Origin of the sequence: Paenibacillus salivarius (assembly GCF_051307165.1) — a bacterium.
Taxonomy (GTDB): domain Bacteria; phylum Bacillota; class Bacilli; order Paenibacillales; family Paenibacillaceae; genus Fontibacillus.
The window spans coordinates 3,105,001-3,118,387 of the sequence record NZ_CP195592.1; the positions used below are offsets into that span (position 1 = coordinate 3,105,001).

A 13,387-nucleotide genomic window follows, 5' to 3' on the forward strand; every position below is an offset into this window, starting at 1 on the left:
TCCGTGAATACTTGGAACATCACGCCGAATTTATCGGTCACGATGCCGTAAGCCGGGCTGAAAAACGTGCTCTGCATCGGCATGGCAACTTCCCCGCCCTGCTCCAGCGCCTCAAAGATTCGTTTTGCCTTCTCAGGATCGTCCATTGAGATGCAAACGGAAAGCTGGGTCCCCGACTTCGGCGGGTTCCCCGGAAATGCATCGGAAAACATGAGTATCGATTCTCCGATCCGAAGCTCAGCATACGTTATCCGATCCTCCGAACCCGGCGGTACCGTAAAATCGGGATGACTCGGCATTTCGCCGAAGGTCCTTACATTGACAGCCTTAGCCCCCAACACTTTTTCATAAAAAGAGATTGCTTCCCTGGCATTCCCGTCCATCGTTAAATAAGGAATAAGTTGAATTGCCATAGTACCACCCTTCTACTGATTGAACTGATTCTCCACCTGCTGCAGATCGTTACGGTCCTGCTCCAGGCTTTCGCGTGCCCTATCCAACGGTTCTTGGGACAGATCTCCCCGTCCCTCCGCGTTGATTAGTGCATTTTCCGCCTTGTTGATGGCATTACGGGCATTTTGAATCGTCTCTTCCCTGGGGTGGGATTGCGCCTGCTTCACGGCACGGTGTACATTTTCAATCGATTCCTGGGCGTGGGATATCGGGCTCTGCGCTTGCAAACTTGAATATGGATTTTCTTTCACGATGAGATCCTCCTCGAAAATATGACTCGCTTCTAATTTGAGGCAAAATCCCGGAAGTTATACAGCATCGTCAAGTACCCCCTCTTTGCATCCCCGGAGTCGTTTCCATTACAATCATGAAATAGGGAAAATTTAATTTTTCAGGAGGAACCCATAGTGAACGATTTCGATACATTATTGGAAAAATACGCGGAACTGGTCGTCAAGGTCGGTGTCAATATACAGCCCGGACAGGTTTTGATCGTTCAGTCACCGCTTGAAACGGTGGAATTCACCAGATGGATCGTCACCAAAGCCTATGAAGCGGGTGCAAAATATGTACAAGTGGATTGGGATGATGAAGCGATTTCCCGGATCCGCTACGAAAAAGCGCCGGAAGATTCATTCGGCTACTATCCGAAATGGCAGGCTGATACGATGGAACAGTTAGCCGAGGGCGGGGGTGCTCTTCTACATATTAAAGTTCCGGATCCAATGCTGCTCCAAGGAGTCGACTCAGCCAAAGTATCCACCGCTGTAAAAGCGGCGGCTGTCGCCCGGGAAAAATTCCAAGGATACATCCGCACCAACAAGGTCAGCTGGTCGTTGATCAAAGCACCGACGCGGGCATGGGCGAACAAAGTGTTCGCAGACCTGCCTGAAGAGGAACGAATCGGTGCCATGTGGAAAGCGGTATTTGAAATGAACCGCGTAGGGAACGGCGATCCGATCTCGGCTTGGCGGAAACATATTGAGGAACTGAAGCAGAAGCAGAATTACATGAACGCCAAACGGTATAAGGCGCTTCATTACCGCGCACCGGGGACCGATTTGAAAGTCGAACTGCCGGAAGGTCATCTGTGGCTCGGAGGCGGCGACACGAATGAAGCCGGGATCTATTTCGTTGCGAACATGCCGACCGAAGAAATTTATACCATGCCTCACAGAACGGGAGTGAACGGGACGGTGACGAGCACCTTGCCGCTTAATTTGAACGGACGTCTCGTGGATGGGATCCGTCTTACTTTTAAGGACGGCAAAGTCACGGACTTTGATGCAAAATCCGGGCGGGAACATCTGGCTTCCCTGCTGGCAACCGACGAAGGGGCATCTTATTTGGGCGAGGTGGCGCTAGTCCCTTACGACTCCCCGATCTCACGGATGAATCGCGTCTTTTACAACACCGGTGTGGACGAAAATGCTTCCTGTCACCTGGCGCTGGGCAGCTCCTATCCCGTGAATATCGAAGGCGGGACCAAACTCTCCAAGGAGCAGTTGTTGGCGAAAGGCGCCAATGTGAGCTTGACACATGTCGATTTCATGATCGGCTCCGCCGAACTGGAGATTGACGGCGAACGGGAAGACGGAGCGATCGAACCTGTTTTCCGGAAAGGAAATTGGGCGTAGTCCGCCGATATACTTGCGAACAATTAAAAGAGGGCCCCGAGGTTTATTCAACCGCGGAGCCCTCTGTTCGTGGGAAGCGATATGCTTATCAAGCTATTTTCCAATTGCTAGGGTATTCTACCGGACAAGAAACGAAGCAGTTTCTTTCGTCTCTTCCTTTTTGCAAGAGAGTTCATGGTGAATCAGCTACCTTTCCGGATGAAATTAACTCATCCAAGAACCGTATGATCACTACCACTTCCCACTTGTTCTATATTTAACCGACGGATCCGAAATGAATCGGATATTCACTCTTTTTTCGTCAAAAGATCCGCAATCGACATCGCCGTCTTTTCCCCGTTTGCGATGCAGTCCGGGATGCCGACGCCGTAATAGGAACAACCGGCCAAATAAACGCCCGGATAGGCGGCTGACAATTTTGCCTCCAACGATTCCACAAGCTCGTGATGTCCGATATGATAATTCGGCATCGCATCCAGCCATTTGGTGACCGCATGGGTTGCCGGCTTGCTCTCGATACCGAGACTTGCGGCGACATCCTTAAGGGCAACTTCAAGCAATTCATCTTCGGGCATCCCTTGAAGTTTGGCAAAGTACGGATTTGCGCTTTTGTAAAAAAGCCGTACCAAAAAGCGGCCATCCTTCGAAGTATGGCTCCATTTCCGGCTGGTCCAGGTGCATGCGTCGCATACGACGCCTTCCGATTGCGCCGTAATAAAACCGGTACCGTCATAGGGGAGCTTTTCGTCGGGAAGATCAAAGCCGAGATACACGCTGATCATCGAGCTGTTGACCAGTTGGTCAAAATCTTCATTCAGCGAACGGTCATCAAGGACCCTTCGGGCAACGTCATGCGGGGCGGCAAGCACGACGGAGTCCGCCTCCAGTTCCCGTCCATCGGCCAATGTAACCGAATATGGGTGTTCCGATCCGGATTTTTCGATGCGCTCCGCCCGGACTCCTTTCAAAAATTCAACCTGATCCAGCGCGCCTTCCATGGCGTCGACCAAGGCCGATACTCCGTTTTGAAAAGAGAAAAACTTTTTGTCGCCGTTCCCCTTGAATTGCTTGCGATTCTCCGCGAGCCCTTGCATGATGCTGCCGTACTTGTTTTTATAATCCAACAAATACGGCAGCGTCGATGCGATCGTCAGGTCGTTCAGTTTGCCGGAATAGACGCCGGACAAAACCGGAGCGATCTGCTTTTCCACGATTTCCTTGCCGAGAAAGGCTTCCAAAAACAATCCGACCGAATCATTCTCGCCGAACGTTTCATTGGGCGTATAATAATCCTTCAAGGCCTCTACTTTTCCTTCCGCCGAAATCAACTCGCTAGTGGCGAGCGCTTCCAGGCTCATCGGAATGCCGAACACCGCATCCTCGGGAATCAGCTTTAATTTGCCGTCGGCATAAATATACGATTTTCCGGTTTCATTGTAGACGACTTCATCGCGCAGGCCGAGCTCATCGATCAACGGAGCGGTGTTTTGCTTTCGCGTCACGATGGAATCCGCCCCGGTTTCCATGATAAAGCCGTCTTGATGAAGCGAGCTGATTTTTCCGCCCAACCGCTTTCCTGCTTCGATGACTACAATGCGGGGTTGAATGAGGCCATCCGCCTCGATCTTCTTTTGCAAATAGTAGGCGGTGGCTACTCCCGTTATTCCCCCGCCGATGATGACAACTGTCTTCAACAAACTCCACCTCGATTAGAGAACTCTTTCACATACTGTTTATAATGATACTCCAATTTCCGGGGCGGAGACAAATGATTAACGGGTAAAGATCAAAATGGCCTCGCGCAGAAATTCGGCGGTTCCCGAACCGTGCTGATCATAATAAGCTTTAAAACGTTCGTCGGCCACATACATTTCCGCAAGTCCGGCGTGCGCTTCCTTGGAGTATTGATCCCAATAGAACGTCAGCCATTCCTTATGCAATTGCGCCGCGCGTTGCGCCGCGTCCCCCGCGGGGTCTCCGGAAGCCATTCCTTCCCGGAGGGCTGCAAACATATCCTCTTGCAGCCGCTCTACCTCTGCGTACTCCGCTTCCGTCATGTTCTCTAATTTGGCATTCGAACGGATGATGGTGTCTTCTCCATATTTTTCGCGAATTTCCGCACCGTATTTCTCCTCGTTCTCCTCGATCAGCTTCCGTTTGAATCCTTCGAACTTTTCTTTATTTGACATGGTCATTCTCCCTTCATTCATTGCAATCGTTCTTTCAACGGTCGATAGTAAAGCATCCAACTGCTTTCTTCGCGCCAGGAGCCGTTCACGGTGTTCGATCAGCGCCTGAGCCGCGTCAAATCCGGGTTCGGTCACGATGGACTTAATCTGCTCCAGGGAAAAATCAAGCTCCCGGTAAAACAAAATTTGCTGCAGCCGATCCACCTCAGCCTGACCATAGATCCGGTAACCCGATGAGCTCATTCTCGCCGGCTTGAGAATGCCGATTTCATCGTAGTACCGCAAGGTTCTGGTGCTGATCCCCGCCAGACGCGCCAGCTTCTGAATCGTGTATTCCATAGGTTATACCTCCTGACAAACCGAGTGTACACGTTGACGCAACGTGAAGGTCAACAGATTTTTTACTTCATTGGAAAAAATCCAATAATTCAACGTGAATCCAATTAGAGCTGAACTACTCCTTATTCTATATAAGGTGATTGGATTTTTTCCAATCTTTGCAGGGAGACGTAAAACTGCGGCGTGGACGGCCTGAGGGCAATTCGGCGATACGCTAACGCTTGCTATCAGCCTTATTTGACTCAATTTCAGCTTTTCGTCAATGTAACGCTAGCCAGCGCGCTTATTTGCAGAAATGTAGGGAGAAACAGCTTATATCTGGTAAATAACAACTGTGGAAAGCGTTAGAATTTAAACTTGCCCGTTTTAGGTGAAATAACGCTGAATTCAAGCGTTAGAGCAACAATGGATGGGTCTGCATAGAGCGCGCGGTTTGCAAGGAGCAGAAAAATCCCATCCCGGCGAATCCGCCGGGATGGGATTATCAATAAGACCGTATTACCAAGCATATGCCCGGGGCGCTTCTCCGCCCGGACCCGGGAAAATCTCGTCCAACCGGTTCAGTTCTGCCTCGCCGAGCTTTATGTCGACCACGCGAAGCGCGCCTTCGAGCTGCTCCAGTGTCCGCGGGCCGATGATCGGCGCGGTCATTGCGGGACGCGTCAGCGTCCAAGCCAGCGCAACGTTCGCTTCGCTTTCGCCCAGTTCACGGCAGAACTGCTCGAACGCTTCCAGCTGAGCGCGATGCTTTTCCGTGCGCTCCGGGTTGTTGGCCCGCTTCGATCCCGGCTGGGGACGCAGGGCGTGTCCGCTCAGCAAGCCGCCGTCCAGCGGGCTCCACGCGATGACGCCGATGCCGTGCTCTTCGGCGGCCGGAAGCACTTCCAGCTCCGGCAATCTGCAGAGGAGGCTGAATTTATGCTGCTCGGAAACCAGGCCGAGCATCCCCTTCGCTTTCGCTTCATACTGCGCCTTCACCAGGTCTCGGCCGGCGAAATTACTGGAACCGACATACCCGATTTTGCCTTGATAAAGCGCAATGCTGAAGCCTTCCCAGAGCTCGTCCCATGACACGTTACGATCGACGTGGTGCATCTGGTAAAGCTCGATATGATCGGTTTGCAGCCGGCGGAGCGATGCCTCCAAATGGCGGCGCATTTTGTAGGACGACAAGCCCGGCGCATTGTTCGGCCCGTCGTTCACGTCGTTCATTTCCCCGTAAAACTTCGTGGCCAGTACGACTTTTTCACGGCGTCCCCCGCCTTGGGCAAACCATTTCCCGATGATTTCCTCGGTTCTGCCGGCGTTTTCGCCCCATCCGTAAATATTGGCCGTATCAAAAAAGTTAATGCCGGCATCTACAGCGGCGTCCATGATTTTAAACGCTTCGCTCTCTTCCGTATCCACGCCGAAGTTCATCGTACCCAGGCACAATCTGCTCACTTTCAATCCCGAACGTCCCAAATAGCTGTATTGCATGCATTCGTCACTCCTTATTTTAATAATGGAAAAAATTATAACGGCAGCTCCACGACTTTTGGCGACCACCTCCCTTCCATCCCTTGCTCTTTCTGGTATCATAAACATATCCAAAAATTCAGAAATCGGAGAAGGAACAATCCATGAGTTCACCATTAACGATTCGGTTGATCAAACTACTCTGCGGACCCATATCCTACGATTTGGGCGAGGCTTATTTCCGCAGGAGAAAAGTCGAATTTACCCATACCGACCCGCAAAGCGGCCAATACCAGGCTCTCGTTCGCGGCACCGATACTTACCGGGTTTATGTACAGCTCGAACATGACGGTAACGTCATCGCGGAATGCGGCTGTTCGGCCTATACTTCATACAATAACTACTGCAAGCATATCGCCGCCGTACTGCTCGGTATTCACGAACTGCAAAGCCGTATGGGAATGTATGCCGAAGATGAAGGATCCGAACGCAGCGGTGCTTCGGCTCGACGCCCTGCGGGGTCAACCCGGGACGTCTGGTTAACCCGGGATATGATCGGTCTGTTCGATTCCAAAACTTCACGGCGAAGCCGAAGCGAAACCCGGTTTGACACCCGTAACCGTTTACAAACGGAGTTTATCATAAAACCCGTTCCCTACGGCTCGGGCAGACATATGTTTGGAGCCGAACTGAAAATCGGAAACAAACGTCTTTATATCGTCAAGCAGATCCGGGAGTTTCTCGAGGCGCTGGAAGCGGGAAGACCGTTTTATTTTTCGGAACATTTCACTTACGATCCTGCGCTCTACTGCCTGGAAAGTGCCGACGATGACATTATCCGCCAGTTGATCGAAATATGCAACAATGAACGTTTATATATGGAGGGTTCGCCTGCCAGACCCCCATCCGGCAAACGTTCCGACAACGAGCGGTTGCTCGTCATTCCGCCTTATGTCTGGAGTACGCTTTTGCCGAAGCTTCTCAGGGCAACCTCCGTCAAGCTGGAGCGGAGTCCAGGCAAAGTTTCGCGTTTCCTGGTTTCGGATGTCCCGCTCCCCGTGGAGTATGGCTTCGAGCAAACCGAGGACGGTGAATATCGGCTAAACATCGAAGGTTTGGATAGACTTACCATCCTGGATGCTTACGGACTCGTCCTTTCGGACGGGCTCCTAATGAAGGTCCCGTTGGACGAATGCCGGCGTCTGGCCGATATGAAAAGCATGCTGGAATCTTCGCGCAGGCAGCATATCCGAATTTCTCCCGAACAAATCGAGCCCTTCATGCAAAAGGTGCTTCCCGGACTGGCAAAGCTCGGCCACGTCCACATCGCGGAAGAGGTTTCTAACCGGATGGTGCAGACTCCGCTAAAAGCGCGCCTCTATCTGGACCGGGTACGAGACCGGCTGCTGGCCGGATTGGAATTCCAGTATGGCGATATCGTCCTCAATCCGTTGGAAGAAGGCCCGGCCAGAGGCAGCGACCTGATTCTGATGAGGGATGACGAGCAAGAAAACCAAATTCTTCAACTGATGGACGAAAGCGCATTTACGAAAACGGAAAGCGGATATTTTCTGGATGACGAGGACGCCGAATACGATTTTCTGGTGCATATCCTGCCAAGGATGGAAAAGATGGTTGAAGTTTATGCGACCTCCGCGGTCAAAATCCGGATTCGCCCAGTATCCGCGCCGCCGAAAATATCGGTCCGCATGGACGAACGGACGGATTGGTTGGAGCTCTCGTTCGAACTCACCGGCATTTCGGAGCAAGAAATTCGAAACGTCCTGCACGCTCTGGAAGTAAAACGGAAATATTACCGATTGCCCGACGGGGCCCTGATGCCGCTGGACAACGAGCAATTCAAGGGAATCGTCGACTTTATGAACGAGATCAAACCGTTCCTGCCCAACGAGGCGGGTACCGGCTTTCGCGTCCCGGTGACCAGCGGCTTGCTTCTTCTGGATGAGGAACGTTATGCAGGCACGGTAAAACTCGGAAAGTCGTTCCGTCAGCTGCTGCATCATATTAAAAATCCGGACAACCTTGATTTTCCCGTTCCCGAACGCCTGGCTCCGATATTGCGGGATTATCAAGCCTATGGTTTTCAGTGGATGAAAATGCTGGCCCACTACCGGTTCGGCGGGATTTTGGCGGATGATATGGGACTCGGTAAAACGCTGCAGAGCATCGCTTTCCTTGTTTCCGTCCTGCCGGACATCAGGGAGCAAAAACTCCCTGCCATCATCGTCGCCCCGGCTTCGCTCGTCTATAATTGGCGAAACGAGCTTCGAAAATTCGCGCCGGAAATCCGCTCCGTCATCATGGACGGTAATAAATCAGAGCGCGTGCGTGCACTAAAAGATGCGAATGACGCAGACGTACTGATTACATCCTACCCGCTGCTGCGGATGGACATCGATTTGTTTGCCGGCAAGCAATTTCATACACTTTTTCTGGACGAGGCCCAGACATTCAAAAATCATGCGACGCAGACGGCGCAAGCGGTTAAAGCCTTGCAGGCCAAGCACCGTTTTGCATTGACCGGAACGCCGATCGAGAACCGGCTCGAAGAGCTGTGGTCGATCTTTGATGCCGTGTTCCCCGCCTTGTTCCATGATCGCAGGCAGTTTAACGAATTGAGCCGTGAACAGGTTGCAAAGCGCATCCGCCCGTTCCTGCTTCGCAGATTAAAGACCGACGTGCTCAAGGAGCTCCCGGAAAAAATCGAATCTGTACAGTCTTCCGAGCTGCTTCCGGATCAGAAAAAGCTTTACGCCGCCTATTTGGCCCAGCTCCAACAGGAAACGCTCAAGCATTTGAACGAGGACAGCTTCGAGAAAAACAAAATCCGCATCCTCGCCGGATTAACCCGGTTGCGGCAGCTTTGCTGCCACCCGGCCCTCTTTGTCGAAGACTACCAAGGGAAATCGGCCAAATTCGAGCAGCTTCTCGAGATCGTGGATGACGCTTTAAGCGCCGGGAAACGCCTGCTCATTTTCTCCCAGTTTACCGAAATGCTCGGTATGATCGGCAAAGAGCTGGGTTACCGGGGAATCCCCTTCTTCTATCTTGACGGGAAGACCCCGGCTCCCGAGCGGGTGGAACTATGCAACAAGTACAATGAAGGCGAACGCGACGTGTTCCTGATTTCGCTGAAGGCCGGCGGAACGGGCTTGAACCTCACGGGGGCGGATACGGTCATACTTTATGATCTATGGTGGAATCCCGCAGTGGAACAACAAGCGGCCGACCGGGCTTACCGGATGGGGCAAAAAAATGTGGTTCATGTCCTTCGGCTAGTTACCGAGGATACCGTTGAGGAAAAAATGTATGAGCTCCAGCAGAAGAAAAAGGATCTGATTGACGAAATTATCCGGCCTGGACAGGAAAAGGTATCGACGCTGACCGAGCAGGAGATCCGTGAGATTCTGATGATCTGAAATGTTTGCAATCAGCGGTAACGGGTAACTATAAATAAGGAATTACACTTAGATCAGTCACGCAAAGGAGGACATCCACATGCCGAATCAAAATAACCAATCGTTCAAGGATGAGGCCGAGCTCCGGAATAAGCCGGACCATGCGGGAGATTCTCTCGCCGAAAAGAAGAAGCTGGAGAACGGTGTAGATATCGAACCCGAAGCCGACGAATGGGTTGCCAAGCCGGTAGCCTTTACGGACACGGAAGAAGCCAAAGATTGATAAGTTGTACACCCTGCCGCCCGATTCGGGCGGCTTTTTATTGCGGCTTTAGCCAGTTGAGCTCGCGAAGCGTGCGAAACAAAAAACCACCCGCTATGCGGGTGGAGGGATCAAGGGTTTGACCAACAAGACCATTCCAATAAAATTGAGATGTTCAGGCTCAATAATGAAAGGAATGGTCTTAGATGGCAAACAAGAGCTATAGTCTAGCTCACACGAAGTGGATGTGCAAATACCACATTGTGTTCACCCCGAAGTATAGACGGAAAGAAATTTATAATCAAGTGAGAAAAGACTTGATCGAGATTTTCAAGCGTTTGTGTAAATACAAGGGAGTGGAGATAATAGAGGGCCACATGATGCCGGATCATGTACATATGTTAGTAGCAATTCCCCCAAAAATCTCAGTATCATCATTTATGGGATATCTGAAGGGAAAAAGCTCGTTGATGATATTCGAGAAACACGCGAGCTTAAAGTATAAGTATGGGAATCGGAAATTTTGGGCGGAAGGATATTACGTCAGTACTGTTGGCTTAAATGAGGCCACCGTCGCAAAATATATACGTGAGCAAGAAGCACATGATCAAGCAATTGATAAACTGAGCGTGAAAGAGTATGAAGATCCCTTCAGCAGGAACAGCAGCAAGAAGAAGTAAACCAGTTTAACTGGTAAGTGAAAGTGACAAATAACACTGAGCCTGAACAATTTTATTGTCAGGCTAGCGTCTTTAGGCGCAGTTTGGCAACAGGGGGTTATACCCCAAGAGCAAACCACCCGTTGGACGGGTGGTTATGATTTTTACACTTCTCAAAAGAGAGGTTTAAAGATATCACGGACCGAATACATACATAATTGGCAGCGATTTCATAAATAAGGAGGACTTGCGATGAACATATTTTCGGAGCGTCTGCTGCAGGATAAGGTCATTCTGATTACAGGCGGAGGTACCGGACTCGGGAGATCCATGGGGAGCCGGTTTCTGCAGTCGGGAGCCAAGCTGGCCATTTGCGGCCGCCGGGAAGACGTACTGCGCCAAACCGCCGAGGATCTTGCAACGGATCGGTATGAGGTCTTTTATCAAACATGCGACGTTCGAGATCCCGATCAGGTTCGCGAATTGGTTGCTGCCGTAGAGGAACGGTACGGAAGAATCGACGTGCTTGTTAACAATGCAGCCGGCAATTTTATCAGTCCCACGGAACGCTTATCGCCAAGAGGCGTGGACGCCGTCTTGAACATCGTGCTGCACGGCACGTTTTATATGACGCTGGAAGTTGGAAAACGCTGGATCGACAGACGGCAATCCGGAACGATGCTGAATATCGTAACGACATATGCCTCCACCGGTTCGGGTTACGTTGTTCCTTCAGCGGCGGCCAAAGCCGGCGTTCTGGCACTCACACGCTCCCTTGCCGTAGAATGGGCGCCTTACGGCATCCGGCAGGTTGCCATCGCTCCCGGTTCTTTTCCGACGGAAGGCGCCGGAGCCCGACTATCCCCCACTTCCGAACTGGAGGAGCGGATGCTGTCCCGTATCCCGTTTGGACGGACGGGAACGCCGGATGAGCTGGCCAATCTGGCGGCTTTCCTGATCTCGGATGCGGCGGCGTTCATCAACGGGGAGGTCGTAACCATCGACGGCGGAGAATGGCTTCGCGGAGCCGGACAGTTTAACGACCTCGCCTCCGTCACTGCCGAGGAATGGGATCATCTGTCTGCCTTAACCCGCAAAGGTAAGAAATAACGATACCATTTACATCAGGCCAGCTTCCCTAAGGAATCCTTTTGCCATCTCGGTTTGGTAACTTACACGATCCGCCTTGTTCAGGCTCCAGCACGTCTCAACCGTCACCGCGCGAGCTCGCAGCAACCGTGCCGCGGCAGTTCGCGACGAACCGGGTAGTTCGCGAATGCGTAAATTGAAATGACGGGACTTCTTGGCTATCGTACGGTTGATACTCCCGATGAGGCGCCTTGCCGAAGGCAGACTTCCGTTGCCCGAGTTGGCGATAAGCGTTTGTCCCAAACGTCTGGGAGAGAGCGCGGACAGCCCGTTCGCCTCGTGCAAATCAAGATACCAGGACAATCGGTGCTCCTTCGCCAAACGAAACAAGGCTCGCGATAAGGCATGTTGAGCCGGTTGCCCAGGGGAGCGGGGAAACGTACGGTTCAAATCGGGAACTCCCCGGATATTTTTCCGGTACGCCGCCTGATTCACGATCGGAACGATAATCAGCGTTCCCCTCCGTACTCTGATGGAGCCCGAACCTGCCAGGCGAACCAATCGCTTGGCAGCCGTCACGCTCGCTCGCTCATTGCCGTGAATTCCCGCTACGATCATCATGGTTGCTCCCTTTTTCTCCCCATGAACAACGTAATAAGGAGTAGAAAATGATGTTTTTGGAGCCAATATCCTTTTTTGAACAGGCATAACCTTCACCCCTCAGAAAGAATTTAGGTATGTATATATATGCCCCCATTCTTCTGCCAGATTGGACAGGGGTTTATTTCTGACGCCTTTTGTTGCGCCGGAGGATCATGACCCCAAGCAGCAAAGCCGGCATGACCATAAGTATATATGGATCCACTTTGTCCAGTAAAACCCCGATCCCTAGCCATAAATGATGAGTAAAATTCGGCGAAAGAAATGAAAAACCGAATATCGCAAGCCCCACCGGAATGACCCACTTTTTATAAGATGTACCGGTAATTCTCGAAAATCCTGTCGCCGCTCCTATATAGAAGATCAAAATCTTCGTCCCCAATCCCAAGAACAAAACGAGCACGAACAGGACATCCATCCTTTCAAAAACTTCGGCCATCTCGATCAATTGCACGACCTGCAACAGCGGAAACATCGTCATCCCCGTGATCGAAGGTCCAAGAACAAGGATGTTAATCTGATTCATGACAATTAGAAACAAAGCGACGACTGCGTAGGCGATCATGACGGATCGCCGTAAATTCGATGCCTTTTTTACTAGCGGGAAAAATACCAGATATAGCATGGTTTGAGCGAAAGGAAATGAAACGATTTGAGGAAAAGCCGCATCCCAAACCGGTTTAAAGCCATTTTCCAGCACCGGCAGCATGTAATCGAACCGAAGCATTCCCTTTGACGTGATCATGACGATCAATATCAAATAGCTGACGATCACCATAGGGAGCATGACCATACAAACCAAAAAAACCATATGCGGACCGTATCGCGCGCTGTTTCCCACTACGACAATGGCGATCAGCATAATGACCGAAAGCGGGGTACGGTCCAAAAGGACAAAGGCGGCAAGCTCCCCCAGATCCCGTAAATTCCGAGAGGATTCGTACGCAAAATAGACAGACAGAATCAGAGGAAATAACGTGCCTATCCACTTCCCCAAATATTCCCTGCATATCTCAAACAAATCCTTTTCGGGCTCTCTCCGATGGATTTCCAAATATAAAAGGAGCAGCAGAAAACCGAAAGAGGCCCCGATCAGCATCGCTAACCAGGCGTCCTGCTTGGCACTCGCCCCGATTTGGAAAAGTGTCGTACTTCCTATTTCGTACAAAACGAAACTGGCGATCAATTCGCTGGTTCTGCTTTTCCCAGAGTTCATGAGTTA

General features: G+C 51.2%; 12 protein-coding genes (1 of these 12 cut by a window edge). 5 read left to right on the forward strand and 7 right to left on the reverse strand.

Features of this window, described 5'->3' with window-relative positions; genetic code table 11:
- Together ACSFXJ_RS14070 and ACSFXJ_RS14075 are read right to left on the reverse strand one after the other, a co-directional pair.
- Positions 1-413: the 5' portion of a VOC family protein gene (locus tag ACSFXJ_RS14070; RefSeq protein WP_435920975.1), read on the reverse strand. The gene continues 13 nt to the left of window position 1, outside the view; only the first 413 of its 426 coding nucleotides appear in the window; its start codon is at positions 411-413; the stop codon falls past the left edge of the window.
- 12 nt (positions 414-425) lie between these two features.
- Positions 426-704 (reverse strand): hypothetical protein, encoded by a 279-nt coding sequence (locus tag ACSFXJ_RS14075; RefSeq protein WP_435920976.1) that lies wholly within the window; start codon positions 702-704, stop codon positions 426-428.
- Positions 705-860: 156 nt separating this feature from the next.
- Between ACSFXJ_RS14075 and ACSFXJ_RS14080 the strand changes: the two genes are divergently transcribed.
- On the forward strand, positions 861-2,090 hold the full coding sequence (locus tag ACSFXJ_RS14080; protein ID WP_435920977.1) for an aminopeptidase: 1,230 nt from the start codon (positions 861-863) through the stop codon (positions 2,088-2,090).
- Positions 2,091-2,377: 287 nt separating this feature from the next.
- Here ACSFXJ_RS14080 and hemG read toward each other — a convergent pair whose 3' ends face one another.
- The 3 genes from hemG to ACSFXJ_RS14095 form a co-directional block, all read right to left on the reverse strand.
- The gene (gene hemG / locus ACSFXJ_RS14085; protein ID WP_435920978.1) at positions 2,378-3,784 is read right to left on the reverse strand and encodes a protoporphyrinogen oxidase; all 1,407 of its coding nucleotides are present in this window, start codon (positions 3,782-3,784) and stop codon (positions 2,378-2,380) included.
- A 78-nt stretch (positions 3,785-3,862) separates the two neighbouring features.
- Positions 3,863-4,618, reverse strand: coding sequence for a MerR family transcriptional regulator (locus tag ACSFXJ_RS14090; protein WP_435920979.1), 756 nt, complete (start codon positions 4,616-4,618; stop codon positions 3,863-3,865).
- Between the two features lie 498 nt (positions 4,619-5,116).
- Positions 5,117-6,097: an aldo/keto reductase gene (locus ACSFXJ_RS14095; RefSeq protein WP_435920980.1), complete on the reverse strand. Its 981-nt coding sequence runs from the start codon at positions 6,095-6,097 to the stop codon at positions 5,117-5,119.
- Between the two features lie 143 nt (positions 6,098-6,240).
- Here ACSFXJ_RS14095 and ACSFXJ_RS14100 point away from each other — a divergent pair, with 143 nt between their 5' ends.
- The 4 genes from ACSFXJ_RS14100 (at position 6,241) to ACSFXJ_RS14115 (ending at position 11,526) form a co-directional block, all read left to right on the forward strand.
- Positions 6,241-9,516: an SNF2 helicase associated domain-containing protein gene (locus ACSFXJ_RS14100; RefSeq protein WP_435920981.1), complete on the forward strand. Its 3,276-nt coding sequence runs from the start codon at positions 6,241-6,243 to the stop codon at positions 9,514-9,516.
- Positions 9,517-9,595: 79 nt separating this feature from the next.
- Positions 9,596-9,778, forward strand: coding sequence for a hypothetical protein (locus tag ACSFXJ_RS14105; RefSeq protein WP_435920982.1), 183 nt, complete (start codon positions 9,596-9,598; stop codon positions 9,776-9,778).
- A gap of 185 nt (positions 9,779-9,963) precedes the next feature.
- On the forward strand, positions 9,964-10,437 hold the full coding sequence (tnpA, locus tag ACSFXJ_RS14110; protein WP_148450401.1) for an IS200/IS605 family transposase: 474 nt from the start codon (positions 9,964-9,966) through the stop codon (positions 10,435-10,437).
- Between the two features lie 231 nt (positions 10,438-10,668).
- Entirely contained in the window at positions 10,669-11,526 is an 858-nt protein-coding gene (locus ACSFXJ_RS14115) for an SDR family oxidoreductase (protein ID WP_435920983.1), read from the forward strand.
- 9 nt (positions 11,527-11,535) lie between these two features.
- Here the strand turns inward: ACSFXJ_RS14115 and ACSFXJ_RS14120 are convergent, their stop codons facing one another.
- Both ACSFXJ_RS14120 and ACSFXJ_RS14125 read right to left on the reverse strand, forming a co-directional pair.
- Entirely contained in the window at positions 11,536-12,213 is a 678-nt protein-coding gene (locus ACSFXJ_RS14120) for a succinylglutamate desuccinylase/aspartoacylase family protein (RefSeq protein ID WP_435920984.1), read from the reverse strand.
- A 73-nt stretch (positions 12,214-12,286) separates the two neighbouring features.
- On the reverse strand, positions 12,287-13,381 hold the full coding sequence (locus tag ACSFXJ_RS14125) for a GerAB/ArcD/ProY family transporter (protein WP_435920985.1): 1,095 nt from the start codon (positions 13,379-13,381) through the stop codon (positions 12,287-12,289).
- Positions 13,382-13,387: the final 6 nt, after the last annotated feature.

Bases quoted from the DNA above. Each gene is read 5' to 3' on its own strand.
- ACSFXJ_RS14115 (WP_435920983.1), top strand. From the start codon at position 10,669: ATGAACATATTTTCGGAGCGTCTGCTGCAGGATAAGGTCATTCTGATT.
- ACSFXJ_RS14120 (WP_435920984.1), bottom strand. From the start codon at position 12,213: ATGCCTGTTCAAAAAAGGATATTGGCTCCAAAAACATCATTTTCTACT.
- ACSFXJ_RS14125 (WP_435920985.1), bottom strand. From the start codon at position 13,381: ATGAACTCTGGGAAAAGCAGAACCAGCGAATTGATCGCCAGTTTCGTT.
- ACSFXJ_RS14100 (WP_435920981.1), top strand. From the start codon at position 6,241: ATGAGTTCACCATTAACGATTCGGTTGATCAAACTACTCTGCGGACCC.
- ACSFXJ_RS14105 (WP_435920982.1), top strand. From the start codon at position 9,596: ATGCCGAATCAAAATAACCAATCGTTCAAGGATGAGGCCGAGCTCCGG.
- ACSFXJ_RS14090 (WP_435920979.1), bottom strand. From the start codon at position 4,618: ATGGAATACACGATTCAGAAGCTGGCGCGTCTGGCGGGGATCAGCACC.
- tnpA (WP_148450401.1), top strand. From the start codon at position 9,964: ATGGCAAACAAGAGCTATAGTCTAGCTCACACGAAGTGGATGTGCAAA.
- ACSFXJ_RS14095 (WP_435920980.1), bottom strand. From the start codon at position 6,097: ATGCAATACAGCTATTTGGGACGTTCGGGATTGAAAGTGAGCAGATTG.